Source organism: Sphingopyxis sp. (assembly GCF_036675685.1).
GTDB lineage: Bacteria > Pseudomonadota > Alphaproteobacteria > Sphingomonadales > Sphingomonadaceae > Sphingopyxis.
In genome coordinates this window covers 51,334-75,200 of sequence record NZ_JAKFEM010000004.1, presented here as the reverse complement: position 1 = coordinate 75,200, position 23,867 = coordinate 51,334, and the positions used below count along the sequence as shown (strand labels likewise).

23 protein-coding genes are annotated in these 23,867 nt (G+C 65.8%); 13 read left to right on the top strand and 10 right to left on the bottom strand.

The genetic code is table 11. The features are described 5' to 3' along the window. The first annotated feature begins 74 nt into the window (after window positions 1-74). The 8 genes from V6M50_RS01510 (at window position 75) to V6M50_RS01475 (ending at window position 7,998) form a co-directional block, all read left to right on the top strand. Window positions 75-869, top strand: a complete 795-nt coding sequence (locus tag V6M50_RS01510; protein ID WP_332816765.1) for a response regulator — start codon at window positions 75-77, stop codon at window positions 867-869. 96 nt (window positions 870-965) lie between these two features. Further along, window positions 966-3,683, top strand: coding sequence for a bifunctional [glutamine synthetase] adenylyltransferase/[glutamine synthetase]-adenylyl-L-tyrosine phosphorylase (locus V6M50_RS01505; RefSeq protein ID WP_332816764.1), 2,718 nt, complete (start codon window positions 966-968; stop codon window positions 3,681-3,683). Then, the gene (locus tag V6M50_RS01500; protein ID WP_332816763.1) at window positions 3,680-4,147 is read left to right on the top strand and encodes a peroxiredoxin; all 468 of its coding nucleotides are present in this window, start codon (window positions 3,680-3,682) and stop codon (window positions 4,145-4,147) included. The genes V6M50_RS01505 and V6M50_RS01500 overlap by 4 nt, the downstream gene beginning before the upstream one ends. 10 nt (window positions 4,148-4,157) lie before the next feature. Then, the gene (locus V6M50_RS01495) at window positions 4,158-4,949 is read left to right on the top strand and encodes a ferritin-like domain-containing protein (RefSeq protein WP_332816762.1); all 792 of its coding nucleotides are present in this window, start codon (window positions 4,158-4,160) and stop codon (window positions 4,947-4,949) included. Window positions 4,950-5,064: 115 nt separating this feature from the next. Next, entirely contained in the window at window positions 5,065-5,766 is a 702-nt protein-coding gene (locus V6M50_RS01490) for a M23 family metallopeptidase (protein ID WP_332816761.1), read from the top strand. 91 nt (window positions 5,767-5,857) lie between these two features. After that, the gene (gene erpA, locus V6M50_RS01485) at window positions 5,858-6,199 is read left to right on the top strand and encodes an iron-sulfur cluster insertion protein ErpA (RefSeq protein WP_332816760.1); all 342 of its coding nucleotides are present in this window, start codon (window positions 5,858-5,860) and stop codon (window positions 6,197-6,199) included. A gap of 39 nt (window positions 6,200-6,238) precedes the next feature. Beyond that, window positions 6,239-7,009: an exodeoxyribonuclease III gene (xth, locus tag V6M50_RS01480; RefSeq protein ID WP_332816759.1), complete on the top strand. Its 771-nt coding sequence runs from the start codon at window positions 6,239-6,241 to the stop codon at window positions 7,007-7,009. Continuing rightward, on the top strand, window positions 7,006-7,998 hold the full coding sequence (locus V6M50_RS01475) for a cyclic nucleotide-binding domain-containing protein (protein WP_332816758.1): 993 nt from the start codon (window positions 7,006-7,008) through the stop codon (window positions 7,996-7,998). The genes xth and V6M50_RS01475 overlap by 4 nt, the downstream gene beginning before the upstream one ends. Here the strand turns inward: V6M50_RS01475 and V6M50_RS01470 are convergent. The 5 genes from V6M50_RS01470 to V6M50_RS01450 all read right to left on the bottom strand — a co-directional run bounded on the left by V6M50_RS01470 (window position 7,995) and on the right by V6M50_RS01450 (window position 13,129). Then, entirely contained in the window at window positions 7,995-8,921 is a 927-nt protein-coding gene (locus tag V6M50_RS01470) for a class II glutamine amidotransferase (protein ID WP_332816757.1), read from the bottom strand. The genes V6M50_RS01475 and V6M50_RS01470 overlap by 4 nt on opposite strands. Before the next feature lie 64 nt (window positions 8,922-8,985). Next, window positions 8,986-10,107 (bottom strand): DUF1501 domain-containing protein, encoded by a 1,122-nt coding sequence (locus V6M50_RS01465; protein ID WP_332816756.1) that lies wholly within the window; start codon window positions 10,105-10,107, stop codon window positions 8,986-8,988. A gap of 3 nt (window positions 10,108-10,110) precedes the next feature. Next, entirely contained in the window at window positions 10,111-11,535 is a 1,425-nt protein-coding gene (locus V6M50_RS01460) for a DUF1800 domain-containing protein (RefSeq protein WP_332816755.1), read from the bottom strand. A gap of 91 nt (window positions 11,536-11,626) precedes the next feature. Then, entirely contained in the window at window positions 11,627-11,947 is a 321-nt protein-coding gene (locus tag V6M50_RS01455; RefSeq protein WP_332816754.1) for a putative quinol monooxygenase, read from the bottom strand. Between the two features lie 12 nt (window positions 11,948-11,959). Continuing rightward, on the bottom strand, window positions 11,960-13,129 hold the full coding sequence (locus V6M50_RS01450) for an N-acetyltransferase (RefSeq protein WP_332816753.1): 1,170 nt from the start codon (window positions 13,127-13,129) through the stop codon (window positions 11,960-11,962). Between the two features lie 127 nt (window positions 13,130-13,256). Between V6M50_RS01450 and V6M50_RS01445 the strand changes: the two genes are divergently transcribed. Next, entirely contained in the window at window positions 13,257-14,348 is a 1,092-nt protein-coding gene (locus tag V6M50_RS01445; RefSeq protein WP_332816752.1) for a fatty acid desaturase family protein, read from the top strand. A 325-nt stretch (window positions 14,349-14,673) separates the two neighbouring features. Here the strand turns inward: V6M50_RS01445 and lptG are convergent, their stop codons facing one another. Continuing rightward, window positions 14,674-15,771, bottom strand: coding sequence for an LPS export ABC transporter permease LptG (lptG, locus tag V6M50_RS01440; protein ID WP_332816751.1), 1,098 nt, complete (start codon window positions 15,769-15,771; stop codon window positions 14,674-14,676). After that, window positions 15,771-16,979, bottom strand: coding sequence for an LPS export ABC transporter permease LptF (gene lptF / locus V6M50_RS01435; protein ID WP_332816750.1), 1,209 nt, complete (start codon window positions 16,977-16,979; stop codon window positions 15,771-15,773). The genes lptG and lptF overlap by 1 nt, the downstream gene beginning before the upstream one ends. Window positions 16,980-17,113: 134 nt before the next feature. On the opposite strand from lptF, the gene V6M50_RS01430 reads away from it, so the two are divergent. The 3 genes from V6M50_RS01430 to V6M50_RS01420 are packed head-to-tail and all read left to right on the top strand — an operon-like array spanning window position 17,114 to window position 19,483. Next, window positions 17,114-17,629 (top strand): DUF2141 domain-containing protein, encoded by a 516-nt coding sequence (locus tag V6M50_RS01430; protein ID WP_332816749.1) that lies wholly within the window; start codon window positions 17,114-17,116, stop codon window positions 17,627-17,629. Between the two features lie 8 nt (window positions 17,630-17,637). Beyond that, on the top strand, window positions 17,638-18,612 hold the full coding sequence (locus V6M50_RS01425; protein WP_332816748.1) for a diacylglycerol/lipid kinase family protein: 975 nt from the start codon (window positions 17,638-17,640) through the stop codon (window positions 18,610-18,612). Window positions 18,613-18,622: 10 nt separating this feature from the next. Further along, a complete protein-coding gene (locus tag V6M50_RS01420; protein ID WP_332816747.1) occupies window positions 18,623-19,483 on the top strand; it encodes a hypothetical protein in 861 nt (286 codons plus the stop codon). 1 nt (window position 19,484) lies between these two features. Here V6M50_RS01420 and V6M50_RS01415 read toward each other — a convergent pair whose 3' ends face one another. The 3 genes from V6M50_RS01415 to V6M50_RS01405 form a co-directional block, all read right to left on the bottom strand. Further along, a complete protein-coding gene (locus tag V6M50_RS01415) occupies window positions 19,485-21,386 on the bottom strand; it encodes an ATP-binding protein (RefSeq protein WP_332816746.1) in 1,902 nt (633 codons plus the stop codon). 185 nt (window positions 21,387-21,571) lie between these two features. Next, on the bottom strand, window positions 21,572-22,774 hold the full coding sequence (gene spt / locus V6M50_RS01410; RefSeq protein WP_332816745.1) for a serine palmitoyltransferase: 1,203 nt from the start codon (window positions 22,772-22,774) through the stop codon (window positions 21,572-21,574). A 126-nt stretch (window positions 22,775-22,900) separates the two neighbouring features. Further along, window positions 22,901-23,137, bottom strand: coding sequence for an acyl carrier protein (locus tag V6M50_RS01405; RefSeq protein ID WP_088472186.1), 237 nt, complete (start codon window positions 23,135-23,137; stop codon window positions 22,901-22,903). 153 nt (window positions 23,138-23,290) lie between these two features. Between V6M50_RS01405 and V6M50_RS01400 the strand changes: the two genes are divergently transcribed. After that, window positions 23,291-23,866 carry a Pycsar system effector family protein gene (locus tag V6M50_RS01400; RefSeq protein WP_332816744.1) on the top strand — a complete coding sequence of 192 codons (576 nt, stop codon included), beginning with the start codon at window positions 23,291-23,293 and terminating at the stop codon, window positions 23,864-23,866. The last annotated feature ends 1 nt before the right edge of the window (window position 23,867 follow it).

The window sequence follows — 23,867 nt, the reverse complement described above, 5'->3', positions numbered from 1 at the left end:
ACGGGGAGGTGGGGCGGATTTGTCCCTTTTCCGGACGGTTCGCCCCAGATTTCGCCGCTATCAGGAGGTAAAATATGTCATTGGGTCAGTCGGTTGCACCGCATCTTCCCTATCTGCGGCGCTATGGCCGGTCCATTTCCGGGAGCCAGCAGAGCGGCGATGCCTTGGTCGCGCGGCTGCTCGAAACGCTGGTCGCGAACCCGGGCGCGGTCGATACCGGCGGCGACCTTCGAATCCAGCTTTATCGGTTGGTCCATGACAATTTCGGGCTGATGGCCGAGCAGGCCGCCGCCGCCGCCGAAGGCGAGCTGAGCGATATCGCCATCGCCGACGCGCGTCTGCGTCGCATCCCGTCGCTCGCGCGGCAGGCGCTGCTCTTGACCGCGGTCGAGGGATTCAGCTTCGAGGATACGGGACGCATCATCGGCCGCGACGCCGAGGCGGTGCGCGCGCTGATCGCCGATGCCACCGACGAAATCGACCGCCAGACGCGTGCGCGCATCCTGATCATCGAGGATGAACCGATCATCGCGATGGACATCGAAATGATCGTTCGCGAACTGGGTCATGAGGTCGTCGGGGTCGCGACGACGCACCGCGAGGCGGTCGACGAAGCACAAAAGCACCAGCCGGGTCTCGTGCTCGCCGACATCCAGCTCGCCGATAACAGCTCGGGGATCGAGGCGGTGCAGGAAATCCTGACCGAAGTGAAGGTGCCGGTCATCTTCATCACCGCCTTTCCCGAGCGGCTGCTCACCGGCGACCGGCCCGAGCCCGCCTTCCTGCTCACCAAGCCCTACCAGCCCGCGACACTGCGCGCGGCGATTTCGCAGGTGCTGTTCTTCGACGAAAGCACCGTTCCGGCCTGAGGTCGGTCCGGCTCAAAAAATCGTCATTGCTTCGCTACTCTCGCAATGACGGGTAGGGGTTGCGACCTTGTGAGCGGCGGGCGATAGCCACGGTCGATGACACAATCGGACGCTTCCAGCCGCCAGTCGGCGCTCGACCGGCTCTCCGCCCACGCGCCCTTCCTCGCGCGGCTCGCGGTGCTGAACCCCGACGATGTGGCGCGATTCCTGAGCGATGGCACCGATGCGGCGCTGGCCGCGGTGACGGCGCCGGCGGTCGATGATGAGATCATGCGGACGCTCCGCCAATGGCGCGGGCGGATGGCGCTGCTGCTCGCGCTCGGCGACCTGTCGGGCGAGCATGATGTGGCGACCACGACGCGGCTGCTTTCGGACTTTGCCGATGCGGCGTGCGACGCGGCGCTCGCCGCCGCCTTTGCCGAACGCGTGCCCGATGCGGAGCCTCAGGGGCTCGCGGTGATCGCGCTCGGCAAGCTCGGCAGCTACGAGCTCAACTATTCGTCGGACATCGACCCGATCCTGATCTTCGATCCCGACACGCTGCCGCGCCGATCGCGCGACGACCCCGACGAGGCGGCAGTGCGGATCGCGCGGCGGATGGTCGAGATATTGTCGGCGCGCACCGGCGACGGCCATGTGCTGCGCGTCGACCTTCGCCTCCGCCCGCATCCCGAGGTGACGCCGATCGTGCTGCCGGTGAACGCCGCCATCTCCTATTATGAATCCGAAGCGCTCGCGTGGGAGCAGGCGGCGTTCATCCGCTCGCGGGCATCGGCGGGCGACCGTGCATTAGGTCATCGGTTCCTCTCGGCGATCGAGCCCTTCATCTGGCGCCGCAGCCTCGATTTCCGCCAACTCAAGGAAATCGGCGCGATGAGCGACCGGATCCGCGACCATTTTGCGCAGGGGCAAGCGTTCGGCCCGGGGTACGACCTGAAACGCGGGCGCGGCGGCATCCGCGAGATCGAATTTTTCGCGCAGGTTCATCAGCTGATCTATGGCGGGCGCGACCCGTCGCTGCGCGCCCCGGCGACGGTCGACGCGCTCGCGGCGCTCGCCGACGCCGGACGGATCGAACCGGACGATGCCGCGCGGCTGTCGGGCCATTATGCGACGCTCCGCCGCATCGAGCACCGGCTGCAGATGATCGAGGATCAGCAGACGCACAGCCTGCCGACGCAGGAAGCGGCGCTTGACTGCGTCGCGCGGCTTGATGGCGAGGCCGACGGAGCGGCGTTGCTCGCGGCACTCAAGCCCGTCGTGACCGACGTTGGCGCCTGTTACGACCGCCTCGTCGCCGAGCGCGCGGTGACGACCGGACTGCCGCGCGACGAGGAGGGGCTTGCGGCGCAGCTGAGGGCGGCGGGTTTCGATCCGCCCGACGCGGCGCTGCGCACGATCGGCGCATGGCGCGGCGGCAAACTGCGCGCCCTCCGTAGTCCCGCGGCGCTCGACGCGCTCGAAACGATGCTGCCCGAACTCGTCAAGGCGCTGGGCGCCGCGCCCGATCCCGACGCGACGCTGATGCGCTTCGACAAGCTGGTCGCGGGGCTGCCGAGCGCAATCAACTTCTTCCACCTGCTCGCCGCGCAGCCCGCGCTCGCACGCATCGCGACGCGCATCCTGTCGCTCGCGCCGACGCTCGCCGATGCGCTGGGCACGCGGGTCGAGCTGATCGAGGGGCTGATCGACAGCCGTGCTTTCGACGCCCCCGCGAACAAGGAGCAGTTGCTCGCCGAATGGACGCCCGGGCGTGCGGCGCTTGACTATGAACGGTTGCTCGACCGGGTGCGCGACCATGTCGGCGAGCGGCGCTTTGCCTATGGCGTGCAGCTTGTTGCAGGCGCGACCGACCCGCTCGCGATCGCGTGCGGCTATTCCGAACTCGCCGAGGCGGCGCTCGGCGTGCTGGCCGATGCGACGATCGCCGAATTTGTCGCGGCGCACGGGCGCATCGCCGATAGCGAGCTCGTCGTGCTCGCCCTGGGGCGGCTCGGCGGGCGGGCGTTGACGCACGCGTCGGACCTCGACCTCATCTATCTGTTCACCGGCGACCATCTCGCCGAATCCGACGGCCCGCGCCCGCTCGGCGCGACGACCTACTACAACCGCCTTGCGCAGCGCGTGACGGGCGCGATGTCGGTGCCGACCGCGGCGGGCAAGCTTTACGATGTCGATACAAGGCTGCGGCCGCAGGGGGCGCAGGGCCCGCTCGTCGTCACGCTCGACAGCTTCGAACGCTATCAACGCGAGGAGGCGTGGACGTGGGAGCATATGGCGCTGCTCCGCGCGCGGCCGGTCTATGGTTCGGACAAGGCGTGCGGCGAGGTCGAGCGGATCGTCGCCGATTTGCTTGCAATCCCGCGCGATCCCGCGAAACTCGCCGCCGACGCCGCCGAAATGCGCGACAAGATCGCCGCGCACAAACCCGCCAAGGGCGTGCTCGACATCAAGGGCGGGCCCGGCGGGCTCGTCGACCTCGAATTTGCGATGCAGGTGACCCAGCTTGCCAGCGGCGAGTGCCACGATCCGAATATCTCGGCGGCGCTTGGCTGCATGAGGGCGGCGGGGCTCGTGCCGACGGAGGTGGTCGAAGCGCACGGCCTGCTCGCGCGGATGCTCGTGATGCTGCGGCTGACTGCGCCCGAGGGCGAGCCGCCGACCACCGCCGCGCGGCAGCTGGTGGCGAGCCAGTGCGGCGAGCCCGGCTGGCCGCAGCTGCTTGCCGCGCATGATGCGGCGCGGCAGGAGATTGCAAACTGGTGGGCATCGATTCGTCCCGCCGCACCGCCACAGCAGGAGACAGGAAAATGAGCGGCCCGCAAATCGGAGATACCATTCCCGCGGTCAAACTTCGGGACGCCGACGGCGCGGCGATCGATCTCGCCGCGATGAAGGGCGCGCCGCTCGTCGTCTATTTCTATCCGAAGGCCGACACGCCGGGCTGTACGGTCGAAGCGCAGGATTTCACGCGCCTGGCGCCCGAATTCGCGCATCTGCACGCTCAGGTCCTCGCGGTATCGCGCGACGCGCCGGCGAAACTCTGCAAGTTCCGCGACAAATATGGGCTGACGGTCCGCCTCGCGTCCGACGAGGACGGTGCGGTGTGCGAAGCCTTTGGCACCTGGGTCGAAAAGCAGAATTACGGCCGCACCTATATGGGCATCGAACGATCGACCTTCCTGTTCGGCGCCGACGGCAAGCTCGCGAAGGAGTGGCGCAAGGTGCGCGTGAAGGGGCATGCCGAAGCGGTGCTGGAGGCGGCGAAAGCCCTGTGAGACCGACGACGTGACCAGCCTTGGTGAAGCCGCGCGCGGGGTCCTGTTGACCCCGGACCCGCACGACAAGCGGCGCGCGGCGCGCAGCCTTGCGCGCGCCTGGCGGCAGGGGAAGCTCGAGCATCGCTGCGATGTTGCGATGCCCGACCGGCCGGCGTGGCCCGCGGCGCCCGAACTGCTCGCGCCGAACCAGATGCCCAAGCGCGGCAAGGGCGGATCCGAACGCGGACGGATCGCATTGCTCCATGCGCTCGCGCATATCGAGTTCGTCGCGATCGACCTCGCGGTCGACTTGATCGGCCGCTTCGGCGGCGAATTTCCGAGGAGCTTCGTCGACGACTGGATCGGCGTCGCCGCCGACGAGGCGATGCACTTCGCCTTGCTCGACCGGCGCCTGCGCAGTCTTGACAGCCATTATGGCGCGCTCCCGGCGCATGCCGGATTGTGGGAAGCGGCCGAGGCGACCGCCGACGACGCGCTCGCGCGGCTCGCGATCGTGCCGATGGTGCTCGAAGCGCGCGGTCTCGACGTCACGCCCGCGACGATCGACCGGTTTCTCGGCGTCGGTGACGAGGTTTCGGCGCGGATTCTGGCGCGAATCTATACCGACGAGATCCGCCATGTGACCGCGGGCACAGTGTGGTTCGGCTGGATGTGCGACGAACGGGGATTCAACGCCGTCGAAACGTGGCACGCCCTAGTAAAATCGCGGTTCCGGGGCAGTTTGAAGCCTCCGTTCAACGACTCGGCGCGCCACGACGCCGGTTTAACGCAAGAATTCTACGCGGTTATTGCTTCGTAAGGATTGGGGCAGCACACAGGCTTCCGCGGGGGATGAGCAATCATCCAAACCAAGAAACACCGGCGCCAAGGCCCTTTTGTGACTTTGGCGACATGGCAAATGCGGGGTCGTCGCTTTGATTAACACTCTTCTGGCGCAGAAGTTGCACCAAGTCGCACTCCTCTGCGCGGCAGCATGTTTCGCAACGGCCACGCCGGCCGTCCACGCTGCCGAAACCAGCGCTGATGCTGGTATTACCGTTCCCGACGAACCCGATGACGACAGCTTCACCGCCGGCGTTCCGTCGGCCAGCGAAGACAGCGAAGCCCGTGCGATTTTCCAGGCGTGGAAGCGCCTCGACACCGGTCTGACCGCCTCGATCGGCGTTGCGGTGCCCTCGCGCCGCCCGATCGACCAGATGTCGCTTTCGTCCTCCTACGGCATGCGCGTCCACCCGGTCACCGGCAAGGTCGCGCGCCACAACGGCATCGACATTCCGGCGCCGCGCGGCACCGCCATTTATGCGACCGCCGACGGCATCGTCGGCCGCGCCCAGCGCCTCGGCGGCTATGGCAATTATGTCGAAGTCGAACATGGCAACGCGATCCAGACGCGCTACGGTCACATGTCTTCGTACATCGTGACCCCCGGCCAGTCGGTGAAGAAGGGCCAGATCCTCGGCTATGTCGGTTCGACCGGCCGTTCGACCGGCAACCACCTCCATTATGAAGTCCGTATCGAAGGCGCGCCGGTCAATCCGATGCCCTTCGTTCGTTCGGACCAAATGGCGATCGCAGCAATCACCGGCAAAAATGTCGCGATGGGCGGTCCCGAATAACAAGCTTTCCTGGGTCGGAGAGGAGGGGCGCCAGGCGGGGATACCGTCGCGGCGCCCTTTTCATTTGGTATAAAGCGCCTATCTAACGGTCATGGCCACGCAGCTTTCCGATATCACCCTGTCACCCGCCGCCGCGGCGCGCGTCCGCTGGATCGCCAACCGCAAGGGTGGGACCGAGCCCGCGCTGCGCCTCGCGGTTGATGGCGGCGGCTGTTCGGGCTTCACCTATCGCTTTGGCCTGGCCGAAGAAATCGACGCCGACGACATCGTCACCGAAACCGACGGGGTAAAGCTGGTCGTCGATCCCGTGAGCATCGACCTGGTGCGCGGCTGCATCGTCGATTTCGTCGATTCCTTGGGCGGATCGTCGTTCAAGGTCGAAAATCCCAACGCGGCCTCGGGCTGCGGCTGCGGCTCCAGCTTCTCGATCTGACGCCTTTCTAAGCGCCTTCCTTGCTGCCATAGGTGCGGCATGAAAATCGCGACCTTCAATATCAACGGGATCAAGGCCCGCCTGCCGCGCCTCGTCGAATGGCTCGAGGAAACGCAGCCCGATATCGCCTGCCTGCAGGAGCTGAAATCGAGCGACGAAACCATGCCGACGAAGGAGATCGAGGCGGCGGGTTACGGCTTTCTCTATCATGGGCAAAAGGGCTTCAACGGCGTCGCGATCCTCGCCAGGGGCACGCAGCCGGTCGAAACCCAGCGCGGGCTGGCGGGTGAGGCCGAGGACGAACAATCGCGCTATCTGGAGGCCGACGTCCACGGTGTGCGCGTCGCGTCGATCTATCTTCCCAACGGCAACCCACAGCCGGGGCCGAAATTCGATTACAAGCTGCGCTGGATGGCGCGGCTGCGCGAGCGCGCAAAAACGCTGCTCGCGTCCGAAATCCCGACGATCCTGACCGGCGATTACAACGTCATCCCGCACGACGACGATGTGTGGGACCCGCGCGCGATGTCGACCGACGCGCTGATGCAGCCCGAATCGCGCGACGCCTGGTTCCGGATACTCGGCGACGGCTGGACCGACGCGATCCGCAGCCGCCATCCGGGCGGCCATGTCTGGACCTTTTGGGATTATCAGGCGGGCGGCTGGCAACGCGACCATGGTTTCCGTATCGACCATCTGCTCTTGAGCCCCGCGCTCGCCGACCGGCTGGTCGACGCCGGGGTCGACAAGGACCATCGCGGCCGCGAAAAAGCGAGCGACCACGCCCCGACCTGGGCGGTGCTGGCTTGATCGCGCTGTCCGCCAGTCGTCTGGCGGACGTGCCGCTCTTTGCGCAGCTAGGTACGGCTGAGCAGGCCGAGCTTGCCGCCGCCTTCACGCCGCGCCATTTCGCCGACGGCGAGGCGATCCTGATCCAGAACGCGCAACCCGACGGGCTGTTCCTGATCGACAAGGGCCGCGTCGATATTGGCAAGCGGCTGCCCGGCGGCGGGCTTGCGCTCATCGCGAAAACGGGCGCTGGCGACGTGATCGGCGATATGGCGCTGGTCGGCCGCGATCTCAAACGCTCGGCGATGGGCATCGCGCGCGGTCCGGTTTCGACCTGGTATCTTCCCGCCGAACAATTCCGCGCCGCGCTGTCGCAGCTTCGCCCCGCCTCGATGCACTTGCAGGCTGCGCTCGGCCAGCTCGTCGCGGCGCGCGTGCTGGCGAAGACGCGCGATATTGCCGCGCTGCTCGGCGAACAGCCCGCCGCCTTCACGCCGCGCCCACGGCGCGGACTGGCGCCGGTGATCGAGGGTGATTTCGCCGCCGAAGCGTTCCTCGCGACGCTGTCCTGCTGCGCGCAGATGAGCGCGGCGCAGCGAATGACGTTCTGGAACAGCGGCGAACGCGTCGATATGGCGAGTGACACCGACCTCGCCGTCGTCGGGGCGCGCGCCGACACCGCCTGGCTCGTCGTGCGCGGCGCGGTGCGTAGCGCCTTGCCGCACCAGGGCGGCGTCTATCAGCTGACGATCACCGGGCCGGGCCAACTCGTCGGCCTGGCGCCGCAATTGCTCGATGTACCGCACGACCGGCTGCTCAGGACAAGCGAGCAGGCGACCTTGCTTGCCTTCGACCGCGGGGCATTCACCGCGATGCTGGGGGCAGGCGACGGTCTCTCACGCGAATTGGGCGCATCGGCCAATGCGGATCTCGTCACCGCGCTCGATGCGCTCGGCCAGGTCGAGGCGCGCATCCTCGCGATGCGCCGCGGGCACGCGGTCGCAGCCTAACGCGCCAGCGGCACCACGCGGAATTTCGGCCGGTCGCCGTCCATTTCGGCGTGGACCATCGCATATTCGGGCACCGGCATCCAAGTCGCGCTGTTCGACGACAGCGGCTCCGACGCGATGATGACGGCGCGTGGCTCCTCTTCGCCGCCGACCATCTGCCACTCGCCGTCGTGGAGGCCATAGTCGCGTCCGGTGGTGAACCACATCGACAGGAAATTCATGTTCGCCTCGTGCACCTGATCGGGCGATCCGGTGCGGTAATGGCCGAAATCGAAGCAATGGCGCAGCCCCAATATCTGCCGCCCCGTCGTGATGAACAGGTTGCAGCTCGACGAGATGGCGATGCCGTGATGCCGCCGCGCGCGCTCGATCAGGTCGACCGTACGCTGGACCGCGGCGATCAACGCGTCGCGGCTCGGCTCGGCGCGCCAGTCGGGAAGCTGCGACAGGAGCAGCGCATAGACCCATTCGCTGTCGGTCGATCCCGCAATTTCGGCGAGCAGCACGGGATCGATGTCGCCCATCAGCGTGCCCTTCATCTCGCCGATGCGATAAATATCGCCGTTGTGCGCCATTGCGACCGCCGCGCCCGGGAAATGAAAGGGGTGTGTATTCTGTTCGCTGACCTTGACGCTCGTCGAATAGGCGACGCCGCGGACATGCGCGATCACGCATTCGGCGCGCGTCTTGACCGCGAGCGATTTGAGGTTGCCGTCAAAGACCGGCAGCGAAGGCGAACGGTATCGATGCGGCTGTTCGGGCAGGAAACTCGTCCGGTCCCACGCCATCATGCCGAACCCCGCGAGGTTCAGCATGTGCAGCATCTTGGGCATATAGGCCTGATTGACCAGGCTGCTGTCGGGTCTGAACAACAGGTCGTCGAGCTGCACCGGCTCGCCCAGATACATCATTGCCCGGCACATAGATTGCCCCCGCCCACCTGTCTCGTCCCGGGTCTACACGCATCGCCGGGGCATGGCGAGGGAGTCAGGCGTCGGGATAGAGTGTCGTCATCACCTGTTTTGGATCGAGCGCATAGTGATGCGCGACCGCGCCGGCGATCACGCTTTCGAGGCTGCGCGTGGGCCTCAGGTCGCGGCCGTCGAAGCGTGCCGCGGTTGCGAGCCCCGGCCAGTCGGCCGATACCATGCCGCCCTGCGCCAGCCCGCCGCCGAGCAACATCGCGGTCGATGCTGTGCCATGATCGGTGCCGCCGGTGCCATTGACCTCGACCGTGCGGCCGAATTCGGTTGCGACGATGACCAACGTGTCGGTCCATACGGGGCCAAGCCCGGTTTGAAGCGCGCCGACGAGCTGGTCGAGTCCGCGCAGCTGCGCCGCGATGCGTCCACGCTGGCCGCTGTGCGTGTCCCAGCCGCCGGTTTCGACCATCATCACGCGCGCGCCGTCGGCGGGCAGCATCAGCGATGCGGCGAGCTTGCCAAGATCGGCGCCGTTGCGGCCGTTGTTGCCGCCGATGTCGCCCGCCAATTCCTGCGTCTTGACCGCGCTGTCCCACAGCGGGTGGAGCAACGGGTCGTCGGCATAAAGTCCCGACAGCCGTGCGATCAGGTCGCTGTCGGCTTGCGGCAGGCGGCTCGGCGCGTAGGTCCCGACCTGCAGCGTTCCGCGCAGCGCGAGCGGCACCGCGGGGGCGATCGCGAGCGCGTCCCGCTCGGCCGGGGGGAGCAAGGTGAGCAGCCGTCCGACCCAGCCATCGTCGCGTCCATAGGGTCGCGACCCGCCGCCCTCGAGCATATTCTGCCCGTCGAAATGCGACCGGTCGCGATAGGCGGTGGCGACGGCGTGCGCGAAATGGGCCTGCCTGCCCGCGTAAAGCCCGCCTGTCGCCGCCAGCGCCGGATGCAGGGTGAACATTCCGTCGAGTTTGGTCCCGCCCGCGGTTTCGTCGGCGAGCGCGCGGCGCGCCGACGCGAACGCGGGATCGCCGGTCGGGGCGACGATGGCAAGCCCGTCGGCGGCGCCGCGCTGGATGATGAAGACAAGCCGCTTGGGCGTCGTGGCGGCGGCGTAAGCGAAATTCGGTATCGCGCCGGCCGCGGCGACGCCGAGGCTTGAGAGAATGACAGAGCGGCGTGAGAGGATCATCGATTATCTCCGCAGAAAGGCTGGGCTGGCAAACAGCATCGCAAGACCTTGGCCCGGGCTGTCGGCGCGCGCAATCGCCTGTCCGGTTTCGGGCGTCAACGCATCGGCGAGCACCAACGGCGCGAGCTGGCGCGCATCGACGCGGTCGCCGATCCGTCCCGCGACGCGGCTTGCGAGCTCGACGCGCTGCATCAGCGCCGCCGACCCGGCCCAGGTCGCGACCTTGTCGTCATAGCCCGCGGGCGATCCGGGGCGCCATATCGGCTGGCCGAGCTGGGTAAACATCGCGGCGATATTCTGCCTTTCGCCGAACGCTGGCGCCTTCAGCGCGCGCAGCATCGATACCGTCCAGTCCCACGGCGATTTGAACATCGCGGGCCGAGCCGCCCACGGTTCGGGCGAGGCGATCAGGGTGCGATAGAGCGACGGCAGATCGCCCCCGGTCTTGAGGAAATCGGCCGCGAGCCGGTCGACCAGCGCTGCGGGCGGATCGTCGGCGGTGAAATGCCGCGCGAGCTTTGTCGCGACATGGCGCGCGGTGGCCGGATGGGCCGCAAGGTCGCGCAGCACCGTTTCGGCCTGCTTCGCGCCCATCTCGTTATAGCGTTTGCCAAGAATCGTCTGCGCGCCGGGTTCGTGCAGCCGGTCGATGAACAATGTCTCGCCGGGCTGCGCGTCGGCGGGCATCAGCCGCTGGCCGGCGCCGCGCCCGAGGCCGGCGACGGTCAGCCCGGTGAGCGCCTTGGCAAAGGACGTCACATCGGTCTGCGTATAGCCGGTGCGGACGCCCAATGTGTGCAGCTCCAATATTTCGCGTGCCAAATTCTCGTTGAGCCCGGGAGCTTGCCGGTTGCCGCGACCCCGAACGCGCGTCGCAAAGACGCTGTCGGGTCCGAAACTTTGCGCCTGGTCGAGATAGAGCAGCATCGCCGGATGGCGCACCGCGGCGATCAGCAGGTCGGCGAATTTGCCCATGATATGCGGGCGGATCGCCTCGAATTCGTGATTTCCGGCAAAGCCGATGACCGTCTGCTTGTCGGCCGACACTGCGAAATGATTGGCCCAGAAATGGACCAGCCGCTCGGGAAAAGGCGTTTGCGTCGCGACCGCGGCGGACAGGCGCGCTGCTGTCGCATCGACATAGTGACGCCGGATCGCCGACCGCGACAGCCGTCGCAGCTCGGGCGTCATGCCTTTCTCTTCGTCGCTCATCGCCGCGGCTTCGGCGCGCATCGCCCGCCGATCTTCCTGATATTCGACATAGGCAGCGGCAATCGCGCCGCGCCCGGCCAGCGCCGCGATGGCCGCGGGGGCGGGGTCATATTCGCCGAGTTGGCGCGTCAGCCAGCCTTGCACATCGGAAATCGCAGGGTCGTCATAGCGGCGTCCGAGGCCGAAGCGGTTGGCGGCAAGATATTGTGTCGCCATGTCCATACCTTTCCAGACTGGAACGCACGATGCGGGCGATTTGTCGCAAAGCTGTCCCAGCGGATCCCGCGCGCCTGTGTTTTGTCTCGGTTCAGCGGCTCGTCAGGGGCGCAATGGCCGTGGTGCCGGCGACCGCATCCATCAGAATGACAGTCGCGTCCTGCCGCTGATGCGCGTTGATCAGCGGCACCAACCGCGTGAAATGCTCGGTCTGGCAGTGGGTATCGAGCGCCGCCCGGTCGGGCCATTCCTCGATAAAGATGAAATGGCCCGGATCCTTCCGATCTTCGAACAGGTCATAGGCGATGCACAGCGGCTCCTGCCGGGTCTTCTCGACCAGTTCGCGATAGAGCGGCAGGACGATTTCGACGGCGTCGGGCTTGATGAAGTCCTGGGCGATGACCTTGAGCATCGGGGTGGCTTCCTAGCTCAGCGGCTTGTCATAGATTTGATAGACGCGGTTGACCTTTGCATCGATCGCGTCGGCGACGGCGTTCATTCCCTGGTTGTCGTCGAGCACCCAGCCGATATCGCCGCGCTCGGTGCCATAGTCGCGCACCGCGTCGCGGCGGATGAACTCGATCATCATGAAGGCGAGCTGGCTCGCCATGCGGCTGTTCTGCAGCTTCTTGGCGACCCCCATCAGCGGAACGCGCAGCGTGCGGCTTTTCGGCTTGCGCAGCCACCAGAGCAGCCGCGCCCAATTGAAGGGGAGCAGCGACCCGTCCATGTCGATCAGCAGCTCGTTGATATTCGGCAGTACGATGATGAACGCGACCGGCTCGCCGTCGAGCTCGGCGACGCGGACCAGATCCTCGAAGACGAGGGTTTTCAGCTTCTTGCCGACAAAGGCGATCTCGCTGTCGGTCAGCGGGACAAAACCCCAATTGTCGGACCATGCGTCGTTCAGCAGCCCCATGATGAGCGCGGCCTCGGCGTCGAATTTGCGTTTGTCGACCTTGCGCACGCGAATGCGCGCATTCTTCTCGCCCGCCGCGACGATGCGCTCGACCAGCGGCGAGAAACCCTCGGCGACATAAACGTCATAATTGATCAGCTGTTTGATCGGGCGATAGCCGGTGCCCTCGACCCAGGCGCGATAGAGTGGGCTGTTGTGCCCCATCATCACCGTCGGCCGGTTGTCGAATCCCTCGATCAGCAGCCCGGGTTCGTCCCAGACCGAAATCGACAGCGGGCCGAGCGAGCGGTGCATGCCCTGGCCGCGCAGCCAATCCTCGGCGGCGGCGAGCAGCGCGCGGGTGGTTTCCTCATCTTCGGCCTCGAGCAGCCCCCAATTGCCCGTTCCCGGCCCCATTCCCTGTTCGACCGGCTGGGCGAGCGCGAGATCGTCGATATGCGCCGAGATGCGCCCGACGGTGCGGCCGTTCCGGCGCGCGAGAAACAGCTGCGCCTTGCCATGCTCGAACCATGGATTCTTGCCGGGGGTGAGCAGATTGTAAACCTCGCCCTTCAGCGGCGGCACCCACGCCGGATCGCCGCGGTTGAGGCGAAAGGCCAGCTCGACAAATTCGCGCTTGTCGGCCTTGGTTTTGACGGGGTGGATGGTGATCGGACCTTCCGAATGTGCGGCCATAGGTGGTTTCCTGAATGATGCGTCCTATATGTTTGGCGACGCATTAGGGCATAGCTGTGGCACTGGCGACCCGCATTTGGCCATTTTGCTGCCACGAAATCATGATGAAGAGCCGGATATGTTAGCGATGAACACTCTTGTCGACCGGCAGTCGACCCCGTCGGCGGCGCCGGCCCCGAAATCCGCGATCGCGGACGATATGGCGATGATCCGCGCGGCGTCGGAATTGACGCGCGATCTCACCGCGCCCAGCCCGCGCATCTATTGGACCGACTTTCTCGCCTCGGCTTTCGTCGGCTATGCCGGCGTCGCGGGCGCGATTTTTGCGCCGTCGACCGCGTGGGCGCTCGTCGCGGCGCTAGTCGCGGTGCTCGCGCTTTACCGCGCGGGCAGCTTCATCCACGAGATCACCCATATCCGCAAGAACGCGCTGCCCGGCTTCCGGCTGTGGTGGAATATCCTTGTCGGCGTGCCGCTGCTGATCCCGTCGTTCATGTACGAGGGCATCCACAGCCTGCACCACAACCGCACCAAATATGGCACGGTCGAGGATCCCGAATATCTGCCGCTCGCGCTGATGAAGCCGTGGACGGTGCCGCTGTTCGTCGTCGCGGCCGCCTTCGCGCCGCTCGCCTTGCTCTTCCGCTATGCGGTGCTCACCCCGCTGTCGTTCCTGATCCCGCCGCTGCGCCGGATCGTGATGGAGCGTTATTCGGGGCTGATCATCAACCCGCTGTTCCGCCGCCGCGCGCCCGAGGGCGAGTTCCGCCGCCAATGGGCGTGGCAGGAAGGCGGCGCATGGGCGTGGTCGACGCTGCTGATCGCGGCCGGCACCTTCGGCTGGGTGCCGCTGCGCGCGCTCCTCATTTTTGGCGCGATCGCGTCGGCGACCGTCGTGCTCAACCAGATCCGCACCCTCGTCGCGCATCTGTGGGAAAATGACGGCGAGGTGCTGACCGTGACCGCGCAGTTCCTCGACAGCGTCAATGTGCCGCCGCCGGGGCTGCTGCCCGAACTCTGGGCGCCGGTCGGGCTGCGCTATCATGCGCTGCATCACCTGCTGCCGGGCGTTCCCTATCATTCGCTCGCCGAGGCGCATCGCCGGCTGAAGGATACGCTGCCCGCGGATTCGCAATATCATGGCGCGAATTATGCCGGGCTGCCGGGCTTGGTCGTGCGGTTGGTGGCGGGCTCGGCGCGGGGCGGGGCTGCGGTCTGAATCGACAATAGCCGGCTGCCCCAGCCCCAGCGGATGACTGCTTTGGGGTGGGGAGCGGACGGCCCTTATTCGTCACCCCGGGCTTGACCCGGGGCCCGCCTTGTCTTTTCTCGGTTGGGAAGAAGGAAGGCGGGTCCCGGGTCAAGCCCGGGATGACGAGAAGTTGGTGACTGCAATCGGTCGTTTCCTGCCTTCGTCATCCCGGACTTGATCCGGGATCCACGACGACGGCGCAGCGATGGACCCCGGATCAAGTCCGGGATGACGATGAAAGGAAGGGCAGCTTCCGGTCGTGAGCGGCCTTACTGTCTGAACGGCGAGCTCTCTATTCCTCGGTCCGGATCAAAATCATTTCGCCGATCAGCGCGAACAGGATGAATGGCCCCCACGCCGCGAGGAAGGGCGAATAGGCGCCGAGGTCGCCCATCGCGAGCGCGAAATTGTCGGCGACGAAATAGGCGAAGCCCAATGCCATGCCGAGGATCGCGCGGACGAACAGCTTGCCCGAGCGCGCAAGACCAAAGGCCGCGACCGCACCGAGCAGCGGCATCAATATCGCCGACAGCGGCCCCGAAATCTTGTGCCACAGTACGCCCTTCAGCGCGTCGACGGGCCGCCCCGCGGCCTCGAGGTCGGCGATCGCCGATTTGAGCTCGAGGAACGGCAGTTCGTCGCCGTCGACCTGCGCCAGCGTGAACTGGTCGGGGCGCACGCCCTTCGCCGCGACGATCGTGCCGAGCGTTTCGATCGTGCCCGACCGGCGCAGGAAGCGTGTGGCATCGGTCAGTTCCCAGCCGCCGTCGACCGCGCGCGCTCTCGCCGCCTTCAGCATCGACGACAGCACGCCGCCCGTCCGTTCATAGACGGTGACGCCGCGCAGGACGATCGCCGGCCCTCCGGTTTCGACGGTTTCGGCGTTGATCAGATTGTCGCCGTCGCGGACCCAGATATTGCTGCGCACCCCGCTGTCCCTGGGGACTTGTCTGTACTCGACCTTTTGCCATGCGCTGAGCGCGGCGGTCGAGCGGGTGACGATGCGTTCGTTGAACGCAAAGCTGATCCCCGCGACGAGCAGCGCGGCGAGGAACAAGGGCGCGAGCACCTGATGCGCCGACATGCCCGACGCCTTCATCGCGACGACCTCGCTATTCTGGTTGAGCGTGATCAGCGTCAGGATCGTCCCGAGCAGCACCGAAAAGGGCAGGAAGGTCTCGACGATCTGCGGCAGTCGCATGCCGACATAGCGCCAGACATCCGAATCGCCGTTGCCCGCGACGGCGAGGATCTTGCCGCTCTCGCCCAAGAGGTCGAGCGTTTGCAGGATCAGCACCAGCGCGAAGAGGATCGAGAAGGAGCGGACGAGGAAGAGGCGGCCGACATAGAGCGCCATCGTGCGCGACGGGAAGAAATGGAGCTGGTGCATCAGGTCGTCCGTGGCTTGCGCTGGAACATCGTGAGCATCCCGCGAATCTTCTGCGCCGCCTTCGCCGCCACACGCTCGAGCGCGCCGATCGGCTGGCCGCCGGGGACATGCGCAACGGTGTAATACATCCAGATCGCCAGTGCGGCGAACAGCAGGAAGGGAACCCACAGCGCGATCAGCGGGTCGATGACCCCGCGCGCCCCCATATCCTCGGCATATTGGTTGATCTTGTGCTGGGTGACGAGGAGCACGATCGACAGGAAGACGCCGAGCGACGAGGTCGACCGTTTCGGCGGGATGGCGAGCGCGATCGCGATCAGCGGGATCAGAAACATCGACATCACCTCGACGATGCGGAAGTGGAAATTCGCGCGCGATTCGAGCCGGGTCTGCACCGACTGGCGCTGATCCTTGCCGGCGACGAACAGCTCGGGAATCGTCATTTCGCGATCAGCGCCGCCGCGGGTACGGAACGCCTCGATCTTGGGCAGCGGGATGGGCAGGTCGTGATTGTCGAAGGTCAGGACGCGCGGCACCGCGAATTTGGGCGATTCATGGATCAACACGCCCTGCGTCAGCCGTAGGATGATCGTGTCGGGATCGTCGGTGGCGAGGAACTGGCCGCGCGCCGCGGTCGCCGACACGCGCTGGCCGTCCTTGTTTTCGCCGCGCACGAATATGCCGCGCAAGGACCGCCCCTCGTTATAGCTTTCCTCGATCCGCAGCGTCATGCGGTCGCCCAATTTGGTGAATTCGCCGACCTTGATCGACGCGCCGAGCGCGCCCGAACGCAGTTCGAACTGCAATCCTTCATAGGCATAGCGGGCATAGGGCTGGATGAAGCCGACGATGGCCAGATTGAGCAGCGCCAGCGCGATGGCATAGGCATAGGGCACGCGCATCAGCCGCCCGAAGCTCATGCCCACGCCCTTGAGCACGTCGAGTTCGCTCGACGTCGCAAGCTTTCGGAAAGCCAGCAAAATCCCCAGCATCAACCCGATCGGGATGCCGAGCGAGAGATATTCGGGGATCAAATTGGCGAGCATGCGCCACACGACGCTGACTGGTCCGCCTTCGGTGGCGACGAAGTCGAACAGGCGCAGCATCTTCTCCAGCACGAGCAGCATCGCCGACAGGACGAGCGTACCCAGCATGGGAAAGAAGATGAGCCGCGCGATGTAGCGGTCGATGGCAGGCAGCTTATTCAATCTTTCGTCGCCCCATCACCATGATTTGGCCGCAAATGGTTCCGATATGCCGATTCATGGGCGACAGGGACCCGTGTCAGCATGCGCTTCGTGCGTTTGCTGGCGTGGCTATAACCTCTGGAGGTATTGAGGTCATGTCGAAAATGTTTCTTGCCGGGATACTCGCCGCCGGTGCCGCCGGAGCGCTGATCGCGCCCGTCGCGGCGCAGGGTGCTGCGCTGGGCCCGAGCGCCGCCCTGTGCAACAGCAACGCCACCGCGGTCCAGGTCGATGTGCGCGGTTTCAAGGCGCGCACCGGAACGCTGCGCGTCCAGATTTACAACGCGAACGGCAGCTACCTGGAAAAGCGCAAATGGATCGAACGGGTCGATGTACCCGTGTCGCGCGCCGGCACCATGTCGGTCTGCGTGCCCGTGAAGCAGCAGGGCAGCTATGTCATTTCGGTGCGTCACGACATCAACGGCAATGGCAAGTCGGACCGCAGCGACGGCGCCGGACTGTCGGGCAATCCCGACATGAAGGTCAGCGATTTCATCTTCAAGCGGAAGCCCAAGCTGGCGCAGGTCAGTTTCGCGGTCGGCGGCGCCACGAAGCGCGTGCCGGTCGTGCTGAATTACGTCAACGGCCTGTCTTTCGACCCGGTCGGATAAGGGGATATATGGCCAGCGTTGCGCTCCTTTCCAATCCGCATTCGACGGGCAACCGCGCGTTGTTGCCGCGGGTTCGCGAATATTGCGCCGCGCACCCCGACATTTTTCATTATGAAGTCGAGGACGTCGACCAGATCGGCGAGGCCATTCGCACCATGGCGATGGTCGGCCCGCGCATCGTCGTCATCAATGGCGGCGACGGCACGGTGCAGGCCGCGCTCACCGAACTTTATTCGGGCGGTCATTTCGGCGGTTCGCCGCCGCCGGTCGCGGTGCTTCCCAATGGCAAGACCAATTTGATCGCGCTCGACCTCGGCGCCGAAGGCGATCCGATCAAGGCGCTGCAGCGGGTGATCGACCTCGTTGAAACCGGCCGGCTGGAGGATCATGTGATCCAGCGCCAGCTGATCTCGCTCGACAGCGGCGGCGAAGCGCGGCCGGTGCTCGGCATGTTCCTCGGCGGCGCCTATCTCGCCGATGTGATGCTTTACTGCCGCAACCGCATCTACCCGCTCGGCCTGCCGAACGGGATTTCGCACTTTCTGGCGGCGATCCTTGGCCTGTTTGCCATGATGTTCGGCCTCGGCGGCGGGCGCTTGCCTCCCAAGCCCGAAGCGATGACGGTGTCGCTGATCCGTCAGGGCGAGTTCAAGGGCAAGTTTTCGCTGCTGATCGTGACGACGCTGGAAAAGCTGTTGCTCAGCATCCGCACCAACGACAGCGCGGGCGAGAGCGGGCAGATGAAATTGCTCGCGGTCGAACGTGGCATGGGTGCGCTGGTCCGTATGCTCGGCGCGACGTGGCGCGGCACGCTGGGGCAGAACCAGCTCGACGGGGTGCATTTCCAGCAGGGCGACGAAATCCGCATCGAGGGCGACCGCTCGAACGTCATCCTCGACGGCGAAATCTTCCAGGCCAAGCACGGCATGCCGATCATCCTGACCTCGACGCAGCCGGTTCCGTTCCTGCGCCTCGCCGCCTGAGCGCCCGCGCGTGTCCGACCTGATCGATCTGGTCCGCGCCGAACTGTCGATCCCCGTCGACCCGCGCGCCGCTGCGATGGCGCAGGCGATCGCCGCGCAATATCCCGGGACAGCGCGCGCGGTGCTTTTCTATGGCAGCTGCCTGCGCGAAACGCAGCTCGACGGGCTGATGCTCGATTTCTACCTGATCGTGTCCGATTATGGCGATGCCTATCCCAAACGCTGGATGGCGGTCGCGAACCGGTTGATTCCGCCGAATGTCTTTCCGTTCCAGCACGACGGGCTGATCGCCAAATATGCGGTGCTGAGCGAGGCCGATTTTCACCGCCTGAACGGCGCGGAGACGCGCAACGTGTCGGTGTGGGCGCGCTTTGCCCAGCCGTCGCGGCTGGTCTGGGCGGTCGATGATACGGCAAAGAGCCGTGCGGTGGCAGCGGTTGCGCGCGCGGCCCCGGCGTTGCTCGCCGCCGCAGGACCCGTCGATGGCGAGGCGCCGCTCGACTGGTGGCGGCGCGCCTTCGCGCTCACTTACTCGGTCGAACTGCGCGCCGAGCGGACCAACCGGGCGCAGTCGGTCGTCGATTCCGACGCCGAACGCTATGCGCGTTTCAGCATCCCGGCGATGGCCGCGATCCCGACCGGCGCGCGTAGCGGCGGCTGGGCGCGGCGGCGGCTGGAGGGCAAGGCGCTCAGCATCGTGCGGCTCGCCAAGGCCAGCCTGACCTACGCCGGCGGGATCGATTATCTGGCGTGGAAGATCAACCGCCACGCGGGAACGAAGATCGAGATCAAACCGTGGCAGCGCCGCTGGCCGCTCATTGCTGCGCTGACGCTGGTGCCGCGCCTGATGAAGAGTGGCGCGATCCGCTAAACTAGCTGGCCAGCCGCTGGCCTTCGGTCGGCCGCGTGTCGCCGCACCGCCGGATCGCCTGGTCGAGCGCGGTGAGGGTGAAGGGTTTGCGCAGCACGTCATGGTCGCCAAAGGCTGCGACCTCGCCCGCATCGCCGGCATAACCCGTCACGAACAGCACCGACAGTTCGGGCCAGCGCTGTTTCAGCTGCGCGACCATCTCGGGGCCGGTGAGATCGGGCATCAGTACGTCGGAAAGGATCAGGTCGAAACCGCTCCCCCCCTCCGCTATTCGCCCCTCGACCAGCGCTTCGGCCTCGAGCGGGTTGCCGCATGCGACCACCGTGTGGCCAAGTTCGCTGACCGCGTCCACCGTCGCGGCGAGGACGCGTTCGTCGTCCTCGACGACGAGGATGCTCAGCGCGTCGGCGGGGGAAGCGGGGCCGTCGACATCGCCGGGAGCCGTCTCGGTCGCCGCGTCGAGCCCAGGCTTCGCCACGGGCAGCAGCATCGCGACGCTCGTGCCTTCGCCCTCGGTCGACGAAACCTGCACCTCGCCGCCCGACTGGCGGCAGAACGCGAAGACCTGGCTCATACCAAGACCCGTTCCCTGGCCCGCGGGCTTTGTCGTGTAAAAGGGATCGAAGACGCGTTCGAGCACCTCGGGCGACATCCCGCACCCGGTATCGATCACCTGCACGGCGAGGGCTTTGTCTTCGCCGTCATCGATGGTCTGGATCGTCAGCGATCCATGACCGTTCATCGCATCGCGCGCGTTCACGGCGAGGTTGAGCAGCGCATTTTCGAACTGTTGCCGGTCGAGCCAGCAGGCGAGGCCTTCGGCCTGCAGGTCGAGGGTCAGCGCGATCCGGTCGCCGATCGTCCGCTCGATCAACTCGGCAAAGCTCGCGATGCACTCGTCGACGACGGTGATTTCGGGACGCGCGGGTTCCGACCGGGCAAAGGTCAACAGTCGCCGCGTCAGATCGGCGGCACGGTTGGCGCCGTCGAGCGCGTTGGTGAGGTGGCGCTGCGCCTTTTCGGGGGTGCCCGGCAGCCAGCGCTGCGCAAGTTCGAGCCCGCCGACGACGACAGCGAGCATATTGTTGAAATCATGCGCGATGCCGCCCGTCAGCTGGCCGACCGCCTCCATCTTCTGTGCCTGGCGGAGCTGCGCCTCGGCAGCTTCGCGCTCGGTCATCTCGTTGCGCAGCGCGATATTGGCGTCTGCCAGCTCGGCGGTGCGGGCGTCGACCGCCTCCTTCAGCTGCATCGCGCGGTCGCTTTCGGCCGCCTGGTCGAGCCGCGCGACGCGGCGTTCGGCTTCGGCGCGAACGAGCGAGAAGGTGGCGCCGATCGCCAGCACCGCCGCTGCCGCGCCAAGCAGCGAGAACAGCAACAAGGCCTGGTTCAGGCTCGCGCGGTCGGATGCGGCGACCCGGTTGCGTTCGCGCAGCAGGGTGCGTTCGTTGCCGATGATCCGGGTCAGCAGCTTGTCGATGCGGCCGAGGCCGGCGTCATGGCCCGCGGCATGATATTTGGAAATGGCGGCGACGGTCTGGTTGTAATTGGCGCTCAGCGCCGCATCGCCAAGCTGGCTGCCGCGACGGTCCATTTCGGTCGTCAGCTCGTCGACGAGTTCGGCCTGCGCGCTGTTGTCGCGGACGTTGCGTTTCAGCAGGGCGAGATATTGGCGTGCGATCCCCCATTGCTGCTCGAAGACCCGCCCATCTTCTTTCTGCAGGCCGACGGCAAAGCGCCCGAGCGCGGCCTCGGCGCGCGCCAGCGCGGCGTCGAGCGAGCGCGTCTGCGAGATGACCTCCATGCTCTGTGTTTGCCAGCCGAGCGAGCGGTCGTAATTGTCGTTGGCGCGCGCAAGCAGCAGGACGAGCGCCGCGACGACACCCGTCAGCACCGTCGCCATGCCGATAGTCAGCCAGAAGCGTATCCGCTCCCGCCTGCTTTCGGTTTCCGTATCGCCATCCCTCTCGAACACGCGCACGTCTTACCGGACAAGCGCGGCGCCGCAAAGCACCGAAGCCCCCACCGCCCGGGCGCGGCTTCAACTCGCCGTGAAAAGGAATCCGGTGGTCGGTGGACTGGCTCGGCTCAGCCGATAATGCCGACGCGCTGACCCGCGCGCTCGAAACGGCCGAGGATTTCGCCGACCTGCTCGATCGAATGTTCGGCGCACAGCGAACAGCGCAGCAGCGTCATTCCCGCCGGCGTCGCGGGCGGGCGCGCGAGGTTGACGTACAGCCCTTCCTCGAGCAGCGCTTCCCACATCATCGCGCCCTTTTCGAGATCGGGCATGATCACCGCGATGATCGCCGACTGCGGCTCTTCGGTGCCGAGCGTGAAGCCGAGATCGCGCAATCCCTTGTGCAGCGTCTTCGAATTTTCCCACAGATGCGCGCGCTTGTTCGACCCGTGCATCAGCTTGCGGATGCTCGTTGCCGCGGTCGCGACGACGCTCGGCGGCAGCGAGGCGGTGAAGACGTAAGGGCGGCAGACGAGCCGCAGGATCTCGAACTTCGGATGGTTCGACACGCAGAAGCCGCCGACGGTACCGACGCTCTTGCTGAAGGTGCCGATGATGAAATCGACATCGTCGATCACGCCCTGCGCTTCGGCGACGCCGCGGCCATGTTCGCCGATGAAGCCCATCGAATGCGCTTCGTCGACCAGCACCATCGCGCCGTTTTCCTTGGAAACGCGGATCATCTCTTTCAGTGGGGCAATGTCACCAAGCATCGAATAGACGCCCTCGAGCACGACGAGCTTGCCCGCCTCGGGGGGCAGGCGCTTCAGCCGCTTTTCGAGCGCTTCGACGTCATTGTGGCGGAAGGCCACGATTTCGGCGTTGCCCATCGCGCATCCGTCATAGATCGATGCGTGGCTGTCGATGTCGAGGATGACATAGTCGCCCTTGCCGGCGATGGTGGAGATAATGCCGAGGTTCGCCTGGTATCCGGTCGAGAATACCATGGCATGATCCATGGCGTAAAATTCCTTGAGCGCGTCCTCGCACTCCTTGTGGCCCTGGTAGGTGCCGTTGAGGACGCGGCTGCCGGTGGTGCCGCTGCCGAACTTGTCGAGCGCGTCCTTGCCCGCGGCAATGACGTCCTCGTCGAAGGTCATGCCCATATAATTATAGGTGCCGAGCAGGATCGTCTCGCGCCCGTTGCAGACCGCGACGGTCGGCGAGATCACCTTTTCCATCACGAGGCTGAACGGATCGGTGACCCCGGTCGCGAGCAGATCCTCGCGCTGCTGGATCAGCGGGTCGAATTTCGAAAAGAGGTCGGTCATTTTTCTATCCCAACATCCGTTCGCCCTGAGGAGGGGCTGAGCCTTGGCGAAGACCCGTCTCGAAGGGCCCTTCGAGATGCCATTTCGACAAGCTCAATGGCTCCTCAGGGCGAACGGAAGTTTAAACTATCCCTGCAGTTTCTCGACCGCGGCGACCAATTGGCCGACGGTTTCGATCTCGGCCTGCATGTTCATGCTGATGATGATGTCGAACGTGTCCTCGACCTCGGCGACGAAGTCCATCACCGTCAGGCTGTCCCACTCGAGGTCGCCGGCAAAGGTGGTCGCGTCGGTCAGTTCGACGCCTTTCTTGTTGAAAGGCCCGATCAGGCCGAAAATCTGGTCGCGCAGGGCGGTGCTCATTTGGTGCGTCCCATAAAGGAATGTAGTTGCGCGCGGGAATGCCGCGCTGTCGCCCGATTGGCAAGCGAATGCGGCGGGAACAGGGCAGCATCTTGCCGACCCTGGCACTTCATGTCATCCCTGTGACCGGGTCGCCGGCAGGGGCAGGGCAGCATGGACAGCGCAGAATCAACGACATCGCCGGAGCGGCCGCGAATTTCCTTCCCGCCGAACGCGGTGCATCTGGTGCGCACCAGCCAGCAGATCACGATGCAATTGTCGCAGATGGCCGATCAAAAGGCGTCGATCCTGATGGGCGCGACCTTCGTTGTCTTCACCCTCGCGATCGGCCAGGCGCGGTCGGGGGCGGGCGCGCTCGCGATGCCGCTCACCATCCTCGCGACCTTTTCCTTCCTGTCGGCGCTGCTCGCGGTGTCGGCGGTGCTGCCGCGCGTCGGCAAGGCGCCGCCGGTCGTCTACAAGGACGGCAAGGATCACAGCAACATCCTGTTCTTCGGCCGCTTCGAACAGATGGACGAGGATGAGTTCATTGCCGCGGTAAAGGCGCGGCTGCGCACCGAGGAAGATCTCTACGAAATGATGCTGCGCGATACCTATCAGAACGGCGTCGTGCTCGCGCGGCGCAAATATCGCTATCTCGCTTATGCATACCGCCTGTTCGTCATCGGGCTGACGCTGACCTTCATCGCGTTCGCGGTTGAGATGACGATGCTTTGGAGCCAGGGTTAAA